The organism is Arthrobacter sp. Soil761 (assembly GCF_001428325.1).
In the GTDB taxonomy this organism is placed as follows: domain Bacteria; phylum Actinomycetota; class Actinomycetes; order Actinomycetales; family Micrococcaceae; genus Arthrobacter.
In genome coordinates this window covers 63,603-78,311 of sequence record NZ_LMSF01000002.1, presented here as the reverse complement: position 1 = coordinate 78,311, position 14,709 = coordinate 63,603, and the positions used below count along the sequence as shown (strand labels likewise).

Below are 14,709 nucleotides of genomic sequence, written 5' to 3'. Positions count from 1 at the left end.
TTCCCGCCGGGCCCTCCCCAAACAGGAGGGCCCGGCCGGGCAGGGCCTGACCGATGGAGGTCACCATGGCACTATTCATCACTAAGCGCCTGCTGATGGCGCTGGCCACCGTGCTGGTGGTTGCGGTGCTGGCATTCCTGCTGGTGCACGCAATGCCCGGCAGCCCGGGAGCCGTCTCCCTCGGCGCAGGCGCCTCCCAGGAAGCCATCGACGAGGTCAACCAGAGGATGGGCTGGAACGATCCGCTGTTCACACAGTTCTTCACGTGGCTTGGTTCCGCCGTCCAGGGCGACCTGGGCGTCTCGCTCATCGATGGCCGCTCCGTCAGCGCCGACCTCGCCGGCCGCCTCCCCGTCACAGCCTCGCTTGCCGCCGGCGCCACCGTCCTCAGCGCGGTCCTGGGCATCGCCCTGGGCGTCACCGCAGCGGTCCGCGGCGGCCTCCTGGACCAGGTGATCGGCGGCTTCGTTGGACTCCTGGTCGCCCTGCCGGCGTTCTGGGTGGGCGTCCTCTTCGTGTACCTGTTCGCCGTCCAGTCCTCCATCTTCCCGGCCACCGGCTACGTGCCGTTCGAGGCCTCACCGCAGGACTGGGCCCTGTCCCTGGCGCTGCCGGTGATCACCCTCGCCGTGGGCGGCGCTGCCTTCATAGCCCGCCAGACCCGGGCGTCCATGCTCGAGGCGCTGCAGCAGGAACACATCCGCACGCTGCGCGCCACGGCCACCCCCACCTGGAAGATCCTCTACGTCCATGCCCTGCGCTACGCCAGCCTGCCCATCGTGGCCGGCATCGCCCTGCAGTTCATCGGCCTGTTCGGCGGCTCCGTCATCGCCGAGCAGCTGTTCGCCATGCCGGGCCTGGGCCAGGCTGTCCAGACCTCCGTCAGCACCCATGATGCCCCCGCCGTCCAGGGCGTGGTGGTGATCGCCACCGTGGTGGTGGTCGCTGTCAACCTGGTGCTGGAGCTGGCCACCAAGTTCCTCGACCCGAAGTTGCGTGCCTCATGATCCCAACAGTTACCCCGGCCCCTGCGGACGCGGACCAGGCAGGAAGTACGACGCCGGCAGCAGCCCCCGCGCGCAACGCCGGCAGGGCGGCCATCACCAAGGTATCCCGGCACCGGCTGTTCACTTCGCCGGGCGCCGTGGCCGGCCTGGCCTGGCTTGCGGCGCTTGTCACCGCGTCGCTGACAGCGCCGCTGTGGCTGCCCTTCAAGACAGAGGACCAGGATTTCGCCTCAGTCCTCTCCGGCCCCACCGCCGCCCACTGGCTGGGAACGGACGAACTGGGCCGCGACATCCTCAGCCGGATCTTCGCCGCCGCAGCCGGCACCCTGGGGACGTCCATGCTCACGGTGATTGTCGGCGTCGGGCTCGGCACCATCCTGGCCATGCTTGCTGCCGGCACCGGCGAACGCGTGGAGGCCGTGATCAGCAGGGTTACCGAGATCATGATGTCCCTGCCGGGAACCGTGATCATCCTGGCCGTCATCGGCGCGGTGGGAACCAACATCCCAGTGGTTATGGCCATCCTGGGCATCCTGATGTCCGCCGGCATCTACCGCGTGATCCTGGGCCAGGCCAAGTCCCTGCAGTCCCAGCTCTACGTGGATGCGGCCAAGGTGGACGGCGTCAGCCCACTGCGGATCAGCCTCCGGCACGTCCTGCCCGGCCTGGCGAACACCATCGTGGTCCAGTCCGCGCTCATCTTCGCTGTGGGCATGCTCATCCAGGCCGGCCTCGCGTTCATCGGCTTCGGCCCGCCCATCCCGCAGCCCAGCTGGGGCGGCATGATCCAGGGCGCCTCACAGCACGTCTATGACGCCCCCTGGATGATGGTGCCCACCGGTGCCGTGCTGGCGCTCACCGTCCTCTCCGCCAATGCCATCGGCAATGCCCTGGGCAAGGCCCCCAACGCGGCCGCACCGCACCTGCCCTCCGCCGCGGCACGCCGGCAGCGCGCCAAGGCCGTCGCCGCCATCGCGGCGGGGGCGCCCGGATCGGAGGACTTGGCCGCATTGGACGGCGCCTCTGCCGATAAGGGGACGCTCAGCGTCCGTAACCTGTCCGTCGGCGTCGACAGTGCAGGTACAGGCACCGGCGTCCGCCTGGTCACCGATGTCTCGTTCGACGTCCAGCCCGGCACCGTCCTGGGTTTGGTGGGGGAGTCCGGCTGTGGCAAGACCATGACCGCGCTGTCCTTGTTGGGCCTGCTTCCCTCGGGCGTAAGTGTCACCGGCGGCCAGATCCTCTGGAACGGAAGAAACCTGGCAGCGGTGGCGGAGAGGGACATGGAAGCAGTGCGCGGCCGGGAGATCGCGCTGATCAGCCAGGAACCCATGCGCGCCCTGGACCCGATGTTCACCGTGGGGTACCAGCTCACCGCGACCATCCGCCGGCTCCGCGGCATGGGCAGGACCGAGGCCCGCCAGGAGGCGCAGACCCTGCTGGAAAAGGTGGGCATCGTGGACGCGGCGCGGATCCTGAAGACCTATCCGCACCAGATCAGCGGCGGCATGGCCCAGCGCGTGGCGATTGCCCTGGCACTGGCCGGGCAGCCGAAGCTGCTGGTGGCGGACGAGCCCACCACGGCCCTGGACGTCACGGTGCAGGCCGAAATCCTGTCCCTGCTCCGGACCCTGGTGAAGGACACAGGCATGTCCGTGGTGATGGTGACCCACGACCTTGGTGTGGTGGCGGACATCTGCGACCAGGTGGCCGTCATGTACGCCGGCCAGGTGGTGGAGAACGGCACAACCCAGGCCGTCCTGGACCACCCCCGCCACCCTTACACCCTGGCGCTCCTGGCCGCCGACCCACACGCCAACCACGCAGACGACATGCCGGAGCGCCTTGCCACCATCAGCGGACAGGTGCCGCAGCCCAAGGACTGGCCCACCGGCTGCCGGTTCGCGGCCCGCTGCCAGTTCGCCGGCTCAGCCTGCATGGAACCCGTTCAGCTGCTGCGCTCCGGCGCCGGCGAAGGGCTGGTGCGGTGTGTCAAAGCGGACCAGCTGGCCGTCGAAGGCATGGACTGGCTGGCCACGGACGTGCCCGCCTCCCGCGTTTTGGAGGTCACCCCCAAGCAAAACCCGATCGTTGAAAAGGACCCGGCATGAGCACCGCAGTGACCGAGCGCCAAGATTCCGCGGCTTCCTCCGCCGCCACCCCCATGCTTGAGATCAAGGACCTGGTGGTCCGCTATGGACGGGGCCGGAAGGCAGCCGCCGCACCGGCCGCCGTCGACCATGTCAGCTTCAGCATCGCACCCGGGGAGACTGTGGGACTGGTGGGGGAGTCCGGATCCGGAAAGTCCACCATTGGCAAGGCAATCCTGGGCCTGCAAAAGGTCTCCGGCGGCACCATCACCTACCAGGGCAAGGACATCACCTCCGCCAGCGCCAAGGAGCGCCGGGCCCTGGGCGGGGAACTGCGTGCCGTCTTCCAGGACCCCAACTCATCGCTGAACCCGCGGAACACCATCGGCACGTCCCTGGCCGAACCGCTGCGCCTGCGAGGGGTTTCAGCGGCAGAGGCACGCGCCAAGGCCGGGGACATGCTCGAACGCGTGGGCCTGCCGCGGGACGCCGTGGACCGCTACCCCAGCCAGTTCTCCGGCGGCCAGCGCCAGCGCATTTCAGTGGCGCGTGCCCTCATCTGCGATCCCCAACTGGTGGTCTGCGACGAAGCCGTCAGCGCCCTTGACCTCTCCACCCAGGCGCAGGTGCTCAACCTCCTGGCCGACCTCCGCGACGAGCGCGGCCTGAGCTACCTGTTCATCGCCCATGACATCGCCGTGGTCCAGTTCCTGGCCCAGCGCGTGGTGGTGCTCTACCGCGGGCAGGTCATGGAAAGCGGACCTGCCGCTGCCGTCACCGGGAACCCCAAGCACCCCTTCACCCAGGCCCTCGTGGCCGCCTCCCCGGTGCCGCGTCCGGCGGAGCAGGCGGCGCGCCGGGAGGCCCGCGAATCGCTGGGCGTCCGCACCGGGGCGGCCGCGGTCCCCGGGCCCGGCGGATGCCCCTTCCGGCTCCGCTGCCCCCTGGCCACTGACCTGTGCGCCACCGAACGGCCGGCCCTGCGGCGTGTGGGTGCGGCGGATGTGGCCTGCCACTACGCCTGACCGGCACTTCTTCCACCTGCTTTTGACCAGCTTCCACCAGAACGGAACCCTCCTTCCATGACCTCCACGCCCTGGCACGCCGCCATGATCACGCCCCAACAGGACCTTGACGGCGCCCCCCTGCTCCGCAAGGAATTTACGCTCGACGAGGGCCACGGCGGCGTGGTGCAGGCGATGCTCCGGGCCACCGCCCTCGGCGTCTACGAGGCGTTCATCAACGGTTCGCCGGTTGGTTCGGACGTCCTCAGCCCCGGCTGGAGCTCCTACGAATGGCGGCTGCGCTACCGCAGCTACGACGTCACCTCCCTGCTGGCGCCAACCAGCGTGCTGGGGGTGGAACTGGGCAACGGCTGGTACCGCGGACGGCTGGCCTGGCACGGGATGTCCAACCTGTACGGCAGTGAGCTGGGGTTCCTCGGCCAGCTGGACATCGAGTTCGACGACGGACACGTCCAGTCGGTCGCCTCTGACACCTCCTGGCAGGCAGGCCCCTCCGCCACCACCTTCAACGACCTCTACGACGGCCAGACCATCGACGCCCGCCGCCTGCAAAAGGGCTGGGCGGAGCCCGGCTTTGTACCCGGCGCTGACTGGACGGGTGTGCGTGGGCTGGCGTTCGACGGCGGCCGGCTGGCTGAGCCGGTGGGCCCGCCCGTGGTGCGTGCCGGCGTCGTGCATCCCGTGGAAATCCGCACCTCACCCACCGGCCGGACGCTGGTGGACTTCGGCCAGAACCTGGTGGGCTGGCTCCGCTTCAGCGTAAAGGGCGAGGCCGGACACACCATCACCGTACGGCACGCCGAGGTCCTGGAAGACTGCGAGCTGGGCGTCCGGCCCCTGCGGTCAGCCAAAGCCACGGACACGTTCATCCTCTCCGGCGGGAAAGACGACTTTGAACCCACCAAGACCTTCCACGGCTTCCGCTACGCCGAGATCACCGGCTGGCCGGGCGACCTCACCGATGGTGACTTGGAAGCCGTGGTGGTCCACTCCGACCTCGAGCGCACCGGCACCTTCGAATGTTCCAACGAACTCGTCAACCAGCTGCACCGCAACATCGTCTGGGGCCTCCGCGGGAACTTCCTGGACCTGCCCACCGACTGCCCGCAGCGCGACGAGCGGCTGGGCTGGACCGGCGACATCGCGGTCTTCGCCCCCACTGCTGCCTATCTGTACGACGTCAAAGGGTTCCTGCAGGACTGGCTGCTGGACCTGGCCGCCGAGCAGAAGGCCGCGAACGGTCTGGTGCCCATCACCGTGCCCGATGCCCTGAAATTCTGCCCGCAGCCGCCCGAATTCCCGGCTCCGGAATCGTCCGCCCTGTGGAGTGAAGCCTCCGTGTGGGTGCCATGGGCACTCTGGGAGGCCTACGGGGACCTCAGCGTGCTGCGGAACCAGTACGAGTCGATGGCCTCGCACACCCGCCGGGTGGAGGGGCTGCTCTCGCCCACCGGCCTGTGGGACTCCGGCTTCCAGTTCGGCGACTGGCTGGACCCCGACGCCGCGCCGGACCAGCCATGGGCGGCCAAGGCAGACACCGGCGTGGTGGCCACCGCCTGCATGTACCGCACCGCGCGCCTAACCGCCCAGGCTGCCGGGCTGCTGGGCAGGCACGACGACGAGGCCCACTTCGAGGCGCTCGCCGCCCGGGTGCGTACCGCCTTCGCCGAGAACTACGTCGCTGCCGACGGCACCATCCGCAGCGACTGCACCACGGTCTACGCGCTGGCTATCGCCTTCGACATCCTGGCCACCCCGGAGCTGCGGGAGTTCGCCGGGACCCGCCTGGCCGAGCTGGTCCGGGACAACGGCTACCGCGTGTCCACCGGATTCGCGGGCACCCCGTTCATCACGCACGCGCTGACGGACACCGGCCACATGGACGAGGCCTACCGGCTGCTGCTGGAGAAGGGCTGCCCGTCCTGGCTGTACCCCGTGACGATGGGAGCCACCACGGTCTGGGAACGCTGGGACTCCATGCTCCCCGACGGCACCATCAACCCCGGCGAAATGACCAGCTTCAACCACTACGCCCTGGGCGCCGTTGCCGACTGGATGCACAAAGCCATCGGCGGCATCCGACCGCTGGAACCGGGCTACGCGCGCGTCCTCATCGCCCCGCAGCCGGGCCAAGGAATCGACTGGGCCAGGACCTCCCTGAAGACTCCGCACGGTGAGGTCCGGGTTGAATGGACGCTCGACGGCGGTGCGTTCCGCCTCGAGGCGACCGTCCCTGACGGGGTGGCGGCCGACGTCGTCCTTCCCGACGGTGCGCAGCGCACCGTTGAGGGCGGCACCCACTCTTTCGAAGGGCGCGTTGCCCCCATGCCCGATTACGAGGCAAGCCGCTGATGGGCAGACAGGAGACGGTTCGGCTCCTGCGCCTCGATCAAATCCGGATGCGGGACCCTTTCATCCTGGAACCGGTTCCGGGGGAGTTTGTCCTGTTCGGAACCAGCGACAGGAACGTGTGGAGTGGCCCCGCCACCGGCTTTGACTGCTATACCAGCAATGACCTTGAACACTGGGAAGGCCCCTTTGCGGCCTTCCGGCCGCCAGCGGATTTTTGGGCGGACGCGCAGTTCTGGGCTCCGGAGGTGTACGCCCTTGACGGACGGTTCTTCATGTTCGGCACCTTTGCGACGTCAACGGGCAACCGCCCCCGGGGCGTCGCGGTTCTTGCCTCGGATCTGGCCACGGGCCCCTACCAGCCCTGGAGTGACGGAGCCGTGACGCCGGCGGCCGAACCGTGCCTCGACGGGACGCTGTATATCGACGAGGATTCCACCCGCTGGCTCGTCTACAGCCGGGGGACGGAGGGAACCGCTGATGCACCAGGGATCACTGACGGCGAGATGCGTGCCGTCCGCCTGGCGCCGGACCTGCGCACGGCAGTCGGTGAGCCTGCTCTCCTGTTCAAGGCATCCGCGGCGGCCTGGACCCGGCCGCTGCGGTTCCCGGAGGGGGTGGAACCCCCAAAGGACCTGAACCTTGCCGCAGATCCCCTGTTCACCGATGGACCGTTTGTTGTCCGTTCGCCGGAAGGGTCTTTGCTGATGCTGTGGTCAAGCCACGGCGAGGCCGGGTATGCAATGGGCATCGCCGAGTCGAAAAGCGGAACCATCAAGGGGCCCTGGATCCAGCAGGCGGACCCTGTGTGGTCCAGCAATGGCGGGCATGGAATGGTCCTCCGCACATCCGGCGGGCGTGACTATCTGGTCTTTCACGGGCCGAACGACACACCCAACGAAAGGGTCAGGATCACTGGCGTGGAAATCGACGGGAACAGCATCCGCGTCCTTCGATGAGGTGCAGCGGAGGCGCTGATCTGCAACGATGTGGCAAAAGATCATTCCCAGGGAGGACTCATGCCGTACACCGTGGATTTCAAGAACGTGTCCACCGCCGGTCTGGAATCGTCACCGGTAGCGGAGGCGTTGGCCGGGCTCCGCGCCAACGAGGCCCGCTACTACAAGAATAAATACGACCACGACTTCACGGTGGTCCCTGCCGGGGAAGCGCCGGAAGTGCTGGACTATGTGAACAACATCCTGTCCGCCGAGCGCAACCTGGTGATTGCCTCCAAACCCCTTGAGGTGTCCTCCTTCGAAGTGGACGGGCTGCGAATGGCCTACGTGTTCTACGAGTCAGGGCTGTCCATCAACGTCATGTACGGCATTGAGGAAGGGGGCAAGCGGGCGGTCGGATTCAAGCTCTCGGACGGCATGGACGTTCCGGAAGAGCTGGCGTCCAGCTTCAAGTTCGCCCGCCAAAAGTCGAAGCTGGCGGGCACCATCCGCGGCTCGTACTTCGTGATCAAGGGCGAGTACGCCTAGATGGTCACGTTAGACGCCGCCGCATAGACCGTCGCCGCGGATCCGGTCATGGTGGCCAGCTGGTAGATGCCGCCGTCGTCGCCGGACACGTTGTCTGACTGCAGCGTGGTCCGGGTCATGTTGGTGATGCTCTTTTCGTAACCAGGAGTTGCGTAGACGTCGTCACAGGCCGCTTTGGTCAGGGCAATCTGCGAGACGGTGAGCACCTGGCCGGCGGCGGTGGCGTTGTTCATGGATTCGAACACTTCGAAGTGGATGTGCGGCCACCGTCCGGCGTAGGCACCCGGGAAGATGGACGTGAAGGTGACCTGGCCGTTGGCGTCTGCCTCCTGGACGCCGCGCAGGTAGTTTTCGTTTTTCAGGCTCGAGTCGTACATCGAGTACTTGCCGTCGCGGTCGCAATGCCAGGCGTAGACCGCCGCGCCCGCCAGCGGTGTGCAGCCGTTGGCGTTGTCCAGCAGGGTGAGGGTGAAGGTCAACGGGACGCCCACCGCTTTAGCGGACGCGGTGCCGAAGCTGGAGGTGATGTCCTGCCGCACCACGCCGGAGGCTTCCAGGACGTTGGGTCCGTTGGAGCCGTCGCCCGGGTACGGTCCGGCGGTTTCCTGGGGAATCTCCACGCCGCACTCGGCAATGGCCCGGGTAATGGTGGGTGTCGACGTGGCGGAGGACGATGCCGTAGCCGAAGCCGATGCGGATTCGGTGGAAGCCGCCGTGGCGGTTGCGTCCGTGGCTGACGGCGCAGCCGTGGTTGATCCGTTGGGGCTGCAGGCAGCGAGTGCGACGGCGGCGCCGCCGGCACCGAGGAACATGCCGAGGGAGCGGCGGCTCATCAGCGTCGACAGGTCGAATTCAAGGCCGCGGTCGTGATCCGGGTGCGGCTGGTGCGCGTTTTCGGGGAGCTCATTGCGGTTGTGCGAAGTGGTCATGAACCCATCAGAAGCCACCGCACTATGCATCCGGTAGGCGGATTCTGTGAGCCACCTGTGTGACGTTGCCCCGCGACCCCGGCCTCGGCCGCGTAGGGCCGCTACCCCTGCGAGTGCGTCCGGGTGCCGGCGCTGACGGCAGCCTGGTGCCCCAGGTTCCTGGAGACGGCGCGGGCGGCCGCGCGGACAGCGGGGGCCAGTACGTTCGGGGGAGTGGACCCGTCCGGGACCACGATGGACAGTGACGCCACCACGGAGCCCTGGGCGTCGAAGATGGGGGACGCCACGGAGACGGTCCGGGACGGGACGGTACGGCGGATCATCGCAATCCCGGTGCGCCGCACATCCGAAAGGGTCCTGCGCAGCTGGCCCTCCGGCAACTCCGGCACTCCGGGCTCGTTTTCCGGCGGCCGCTTCAGGATGGTCTCCTGGAACTGCTGGTCCGCGCCCGCCAGCAGCACCAGCCCGATCGCCGTGGACCGCAGGGGCGCCCGGCCACCCACGCGGTACGCCACCTCCGTGGCATCCTTCGCGGACAGCCGCTCGATCAGCACCGCCTGCTCGTTGTCCCGCACCGCCAGCAGCACGTGGTGCCGGGTGACTTCGAACAGGTCTTCCAGGTAGGGAAGGGCAATTTCCCGCACCCCGTGACCGCGGGGCGACAGCGACGCCACTTCCCACAGCCTGACCCCCACGACATACCGGCCGTCGTCGAGTCTTTCAAGCGCACCCCATGCCACCAGCCGGGCGATCAGCCGCAGTGCGGTGGGCGCGGGCATGTCCGCATACCGGGCGAGTTCCGAAAGCGTCAGTGCCCGCCGCCGGTCGGAGAAGACGGCGAGCAGGCTCAGCGCGCGGTCGATGACGGGTTCGCCCTGTTTGGGCCGCTTTCCGCGGGCAGGCGGGGTGTCCGGGTCCGGAATGTCAGTCATGGCGGTGGTTCCTAGCGCTGATGCATTGGTGAGCTGCCCCACAATACTATTTCGACCAATGAAAATGCTGTGTGGGGGATAGGAGCACGCCAACCAAGCTGGAACTCCCAGCACCCGCACCCCAGGAGCCCTGCCGCATGACCGCCCCCACCCGGCTTCGGGCCGAGCACCTGTCAGAAGCGATGGGCCTGACCATCCGGGAGCCCAGCCTCAGCTGGACGCCTCCCGGCGGAACCACAGGCCAGGCGGCATACCGCATCACCGCAAGCAACGGCTGGGACACCGGGAAGGTCGAGTCGGCCGCCTGCAGCGGCATCCCGTACGGCGGGCCGGCGCTGCGCTCGCGGGACCGGTTCGAGTGGCGCGTCCGCACCTGGGACAGGGACGAAAAAGGCACCGAAACACCGAGCGGCTGGTCCCGTCCGATGCCGGTGGAGCTGGGGCTGATGCATGCCGAGGACTGGACGGCGCAGTGGATCGGGCCAGATGAGCCCCAAGTTCCGGCGCCCGGAGACCGGCCCGGCTATGCCCTCACCAAAACCTTCTTCCTGCCGGCGGCCCCGCACAAGGCCCGCGCCTACGCCACCGCGCACGGCATCTATGAGCTATTCATCAACGGCCACCGCGTGGGCGACCAGCAACTCACCCCAGGCTCCACCAGCTACAACACCGCGCTCCAGGTCCAGGCCCACGACGTCACCACCCTGATCCGTGAAGGCAGCAACACCGTGCGCGCCGTCCTCACCGACGGCTGGTACCGCGGCACGTTCGGATACACGCGCGACGCCGACATGTACGGAACGCACACGGCCTTCCTGGCGCAGCTCGAACTGGAGTCACGGGCCGGCAGGCAGGTCATCGGCACCGACAGCTCGTGGCTGGTGTCCGCCACGGAGATCCTCCGTGCCGACCTTATGGCGGGCCAGGGCGTGGATTTCAGGAAGGCCGACGGCGGCAGCGCACCTAAGGCGGGCAACGGCGCCCCGGTTGCCCGCGCACCCCGGCCGTGTTCCGCCGTCGTCCGTCCCGGCAGTTTCACCGCACTGGCCGGACCCCTTGCACCGCCCACCCGGGTGGCGCAGGAACTTGTTCCGGCGTCCACCACGCGGCTGGCCAACGGCAGCCAGGTGGTGGACTTCGGCCAGAACATCCACGGCTGGATCCGGCTCACCAGGCTCGGCGCACCGGGCGAAACCGTCACCCTGGAATACGGCGAAGCGCTCGGAGCGGACGGTGACGTCAACCGGGACCATCTGCGCCCCCTCGACTTCCGGGCGCCGGGAGCCTTCCGGGACGCAGGCCAGGTGGACACCGTCATCGCCTCGGGTGCCCCCGGGGAAGTCTTCGAACCCCGGCACACCACCCACGGCTTCCGGTACGTCTCGGTCCAGGGCCTCGCCGCGGGCCTCCAGCCGGGAGACATCACCGGCTGCCTGGTGCGGACGGACCTGGAACGTATCGGCACCTTCAGCTGCAGCGATGCGCGCCTGAACGCACTGCATGACATCGTGGAATGGAGCTTCCTGGGCAACTCCTGCGAGGTCCCCACCGACTGCCCTCAGCGCGAGAAAGCCGGCTGGACCGGGGACTGGCAGCTGTTTGTCCCCACTGCCGCCTACCTTTTCGACGTCACAGGCTTCTCCCGCAAGTGGCTGCGCGACGTCCGTGCAGACCAATGGGACAACGGCGTCATCACCAACATCTCGCCGTCCCCCGGGCCCGCGGCCACCTCGGCGGAGTTCATGGGCTTCACCAACGGGTCCGCCGGCTGGGGCGATGCGGTGGTGATGGTGCCCTGGGAGGTCTACCTGGCGTCAGGGGACGCCGGGATCCTCGCCGAAAACTGGGAGGCCATGCAGCGGTGGCTTCACTTTGTGCAGGCTACCGCCGAAACGGAGCGGCACGCCGCGCGCGCCGCCGCAAGCGCAGCGCCTGCGCCGCACGAGCGGTACCTGTGGGACACCGGCTTCCACTTTGGTGAATGGATGGAACCGGACGGCCCCGAACCTGACCTGTTCGCCGCCCGCAGCGCCGACCACGGGATCGTGGCCACGGCCTACTACCGGCACACCACGGACGTGATGGCACGAATCGCTGCTGTCCTGGGCCTGGATACAGAGGCCGCCGAGCTCGCGGAACTTTCACACCTGATCCGGGACGCGTGGGAGACGGAATACCTTGATTTTTCCGGCAGCGTAATCCAAGCCACGCAGGCCAACTGCGTCCGCGCCCTGGCCTTCGACCTTGTCAGCCCCGAACACCGCCCCACGGTCACCTCGCAGCTGGCCGCCCTGATCCGGAACGCCGGCACCCACCTGGGCACCGGCTTCCTGGCCACGCCCTACCTGCTCCCGGTCCTGGCGGACAACGGACAACTGGACCTGGCCTATGAACTCCTGATGCAGGACTCGGAACCGTCCTGGCTGACCATGGTGGACCGCGGCGCCACCACCGTGTGGGAGTTGTGGAACGGCATCGATGCCAACGGCACGCCGCACCAGTCGCTCAACCACTACAGCAAGGGTGCCGTGGTCTCCTTCCTGCACCGCTACACCGCCGGCCTGCGGCAGGCGCCCGGAAGCGCAGGCTGGGAGCGCATCATCATTGAGCCCCGCCCCGGCGCCGGCCTGGCATCCGCCTCCACCTCACACACGGGGCCACGGGGCCTGATCCGGGTGGCCTGGACTGCGGCGGAAGGTTCAAAGGACGGCGGCGTGCTGACACTCACAGCCACGATTCCCTCCGGCACCACCGCGGAGGTGCGGCTGCCCGGCGCGCCGGCCGCCGTCGTCGGGCCGGGACACCACACTTTCCCTGGCGCCACCGGCCGGGGCACTGCACAACCTACGCTGATGAGGAGCACACTATGACAGTGGATGACGCTACCGGGGTACTCGACCTGTCCCCTTCCGACATGTCGCGTTCTGACATATCCCGTCCCGACACCTCCCGTCCCGGAGGCAGGAAGGTTCCGCCATTCCCTGTCTTCGATGCCCCGGGCACGGCGGAGCAGGTCTCGGACGTATCCTCCGTGCACCGTGAAGTCACCTACGCCCGGGCCATCGGATTCCGGCCGCTGAAGATGGACATCTGGCTGCCCCGCAAGGCCTTTGGGACCACGCCGATGGTCCTCTGGGTGCACGGCGGAGCGTTCCAGCTGGGCGACCGCCGCGAACTGCCGCCCACCTTCGCCCCCGATTCCGTGTTCCGGCTGCTCAACGAGGCAGGCATCGCCTGCGCCACGGCAGACTACCGGCACTCGCTGGAGGCGCCGTTCCCGGCACAGCTCCACGACCTCAAAGCCGCGGTCCGCTACCTCCGGGAGTTCGCCGGGGACCTCAGCATCGACCCGGACAGGTTTGGCGCCTGGGGCGAATCAGCAGGCGGCCACCTGGTAGCGCTCCTGGGACTCACCGGCAAGCGCGAAGACCTGGAGGGCGGTCTCGGTGCGCAGGGGCACCCAAGCAGCGTCAGCGCCGTCGTCGACTTCTACGGCGTGTCTTCGCTGGTGGACATCCCGCCAATAGTCACCCCGGACGGGCTCTTTCCCCCTTCCTTGACTGCCGCTGTCCCGCCGGGAATGTCGCTGCAGCCCGAGCAGATGCTGGTGGGCGGGTCGGACGACCCGAAACTGCTGGCCGCGGCCAGCCCCGTCAGCTACGTATCGGCGGATGCCGCCCCGTTCCTCCTGGTCCACGGCGATTCGGATGGACTGGTCCCGCACTCGCAGACTGAGCTTCTGGCCGCCGCGCTCGCCGGCGCCGGCGTGGAACATGACGTCATGACCATCACGGGCGGCGACCACTGCTTCTTCGGCGCCGAGGACCAGTTGGATACCATCCTGGCCACAGCCGTTGACTACTTCTCACGGAAGTTGGGAACACCATGACACCCCGCACAGAACCAGACGTGGCTTCCCCCGACGCCACCCCGGCCGGCCCACAGGGGGAGGCCGCCGCCGGTTTCGCTGAGTACCTGGCCAGCCCGGAAGGACCGCAGTTCCTTAACCCGGACGCCGTTCGCTCACCCGGGCCGGACGTCCCCATCCGCGCCGTGACGGCCGACGGCCGGCACGGGCCGGTGGCCATCCGGATCTACGGGGAACCGGCCGGCGCGGACAGCCCCGCCCTCGTGTGGCTGCACGGCGGCGGATTCGTCAGCGGCAGCGTGGATAGCCCGGAGTCGGATTACCTGGCGCGGGTGCTCGCGAACCAGGGCACGCCGGTGCTGTCCGTGGACTACCGGCTGGCCCGCGACGGCGTGTCCTTCCCCATCCCGCACGACGACGCCCTGGCCGGCTGGTTTTGGGCCCGGAAGAACGCCGAAAGCCTGGGGCTGGATCCGGACCTGCTCTGCCTGGGCGGTGCCGGTGCCGGTGGCAACCTGGCGGTGGGCGCCGCGCTCTACCTGATTGACGCCGGAAAGCCGCTGCCCGCCAAGCTCCTGCTGGCCTACCCCTTCCTGCACGCGGAACTCCCGCCGCCGGCCGGGGGACTGGATCAGCGGGTCATGGCCGGGCTGCCCCGGCACCTGCGGTTCACCGTGGAGGACTGCATCCGGACGGCCGAGAACTACGTGGGCGGCCCCGTCAGCATGGCATCGTCCTATGCGATGCCCGGCTACGCGGACCCTGCCGGACTGCCGCCCACGGCCCTGCTCGCCTGCGAGTACGACGACGCCCGCGGCTCCACAGAGCTGTTTGCTGCTGAGCTGGAACGCGCAGGGGTTCCGGTGTCCTGCTTCCTCGCCCAGGGCGCGGTCCACGGCCACCTCAACCACACCGCTGGCCTGCCGGAAGGGCAGGCGGCCTTGGATTTCCTGGCGGGTGAGCTGCTGGCAGTCCGGCGGGCGTAACGCTTCCGGCGTCCGCTGGTGCTGCCGGCACCTGGC

Annotated in this window: 11 protein-coding genes; 9 read left to right on the top strand and 2 right to left on the bottom strand. The window is 68.5% G+C overall.

What is annotated here, in order from left to right; genetic code table 11:
- Positions 1–53: 53 nt before the first annotated feature.
- The 6 genes from ASG79_RS02755 to ASG79_RS02730 are packed head-to-tail and all read left to right on the top strand — an operon-like array spanning position 54 to position 7,958.
- On the top strand, positions 54–1,007 hold the full coding sequence (locus ASG79_RS02755) for an ABC transporter permease (protein WP_018770873.1): 954 nt from the start codon (positions 54–56) through the stop codon (positions 1,005–1,007).
- On the top strand, positions 1,004–3,118 hold the full coding sequence (locus ASG79_RS02750; protein ID WP_056388288.1) for a dipeptide/oligopeptide/nickel ABC transporter permease/ATP-binding protein: 2,115 nt from the start codon (positions 1,004–1,006) through the stop codon (positions 3,116–3,118). The genes ASG79_RS02755 and ASG79_RS02750 overlap by 4 nt, the downstream gene beginning before the upstream one ends.
- Positions 3,115–4,122, top strand: a complete 1,008-nt coding sequence (locus ASG79_RS02745; protein ID WP_056388285.1) for an ABC transporter ATP-binding protein — start codon at positions 3,115–3,117, stop codon at positions 4,120–4,122. Before ASG79_RS02750 ends, ASG79_RS02745 begins: the two co-directional genes overlap by 4 nt.
- Before the next feature lie 57 nt (positions 4,123–4,179).
- Positions 4,180–6,474: a family 78 glycoside hydrolase catalytic domain gene (locus tag ASG79_RS02740; RefSeq protein ID WP_056388283.1), complete on the top strand. Its 2,295-nt coding sequence runs from the start codon at positions 4,180–4,182 to the stop codon at positions 6,472–6,474.
- Positions 6,474–7,430, top strand: a complete 957-nt coding sequence (locus ASG79_RS02735; protein ID WP_051081419.1) for a glycoside hydrolase family 43 protein — start codon at positions 6,474–6,476, stop codon at positions 7,428–7,430. The genes ASG79_RS02740 and ASG79_RS02735 overlap by 1 nt, the downstream gene beginning before the upstream one ends.
- A 60-nt stretch (positions 7,431–7,490) precedes the next feature.
- Positions 7,491–7,958 carry a hypothetical protein gene (locus ASG79_RS02730; protein ID WP_018770868.1) on the top strand — a complete coding sequence of 156 codons (468 nt, stop codon included), beginning with the start codon at positions 7,491–7,493 and terminating at the stop codon, positions 7,956–7,958.
- Here ASG79_RS02730 and ASG79_RS02725 read toward each other — a convergent pair.
- Positions 7,955–8,887, bottom strand: a complete 933-nt coding sequence (locus ASG79_RS02725; protein WP_056388281.1) for an intradiol ring-cleavage dioxygenase — start codon at positions 8,885–8,887, stop codon at positions 7,955–7,957. The genes ASG79_RS02730 and ASG79_RS02725 overlap by 4 nt on opposite strands.
- Positions 8,888–8,988: 101 nt before the next feature.
- Positions 8,989–9,819 (bottom strand): IclR family transcriptional regulator, encoded by an 831-nt coding sequence (locus tag ASG79_RS02720; RefSeq protein ID WP_056388280.1) that lies wholly within the window; start codon positions 9,817–9,819, stop codon positions 8,989–8,991.
- A gap of 137 nt (positions 9,820–9,956) precedes the next feature.
- Here ASG79_RS02720 and ASG79_RS02715 point away from each other — a divergent pair, with 137 nt between their 5' ends.
- From ASG79_RS02715 to ASG79_RS02705, 3 genes are read left to right on the top strand one after another with little or no spacing between them, the layout of a single operon-like run.
- Positions 9,957–12,689: an alpha-L-rhamnosidase gene (locus ASG79_RS02715; protein WP_056388278.1), complete on the top strand. Its 2,733-nt coding sequence runs from the start codon at positions 9,957–9,959 to the stop codon at positions 12,687–12,689.
- Positions 12,686–13,708, top strand: coding sequence for an alpha/beta hydrolase (locus ASG79_RS02710; RefSeq protein ID WP_056388276.1), 1,023 nt, complete (start codon positions 12,686–12,688; stop codon positions 13,706–13,708). Before ASG79_RS02715 ends, ASG79_RS02710 begins: the two co-directional genes overlap by 4 nt.
- Positions 13,705–14,673 (top strand): alpha/beta hydrolase, encoded by a 969-nt coding sequence (locus tag ASG79_RS02705; RefSeq protein ID WP_056388274.1) that lies wholly within the window; start codon positions 13,705–13,707, stop codon positions 14,671–14,673. Before ASG79_RS02710 ends, ASG79_RS02705 begins: the two co-directional genes overlap by 4 nt.
- The last annotated feature ends 36 nt before the right edge of the window (positions 14,674–14,709 follow it).

What these genes read in the sequence shown, in the direction of transcription:
- ASG79_RS02755 (WP_018770873.1), top strand. Translation starts at nt 54, where the DNA reads ATGGAGGTCACCATGGCACTATTCATCACTAAGCGCCTGCTGATGGCG.
- ASG79_RS02750 (WP_056388288.1), top strand. Translation starts at nt 1,004, where the DNA reads ATGATCCCAACAGTTACCCCGGCCCCTGCGGACGCGGACCAGGCAGGA.
- ASG79_RS02745 (WP_056388285.1), top strand. Translation starts at nt 3,115, where the DNA reads ATGAGCACCGCAGTGACCGAGCGCCAAGATTCCGCGGCTTCCTCCGCC.
- ASG79_RS02740 (WP_056388283.1), top strand. Translation starts at nt 4,180, where the DNA reads ATGACCTCCACGCCCTGGCACGCCGCCATGATCACGCCCCAACAGGAC.
- ASG79_RS02735 (WP_051081419.1), top strand. Translation starts at nt 6,474, where the DNA reads ATGGGCAGACAGGAGACGGTTCGGCTCCTGCGCCTCGATCAAATCCGG.
- ASG79_RS02730 (WP_018770868.1), top strand. Translation starts at nt 7,491, where the DNA reads ATGCCGTACACCGTGGATTTCAAGAACGTGTCCACCGCCGGTCTGGAA.
- ASG79_RS02725 (WP_056388281.1), bottom strand. Translation starts at nt 8,887, where the DNA reads ATGACCACTTCGCACAACCGCAATGAGCTCCCCGAAAACGCGCACCAG.
- ASG79_RS02720 (WP_056388280.1), bottom strand. Translation starts at nt 9,819, where the DNA reads ATGACTGACATTCCGGACCCGGACACCCCGCCTGCCCGCGGAAAGCGG.
- ASG79_RS02715 (WP_056388278.1), top strand. Translation starts at nt 9,957, where the DNA reads ATGACCGCCCCCACCCGGCTTCGGGCCGAGCACCTGTCAGAAGCGATG.
- ASG79_RS02710 (WP_056388276.1), top strand. Translation starts at nt 12,686, where the DNA reads ATGACAGTGGATGACGCTACCGGGGTACTCGACCTGTCCCCTTCCGAC.
- ASG79_RS02705 (WP_056388274.1), top strand. Translation starts at nt 13,705, where the DNA reads ATGACACCCCGCACAGAACCAGACGTGGCTTCCCCCGACGCCACCCCG.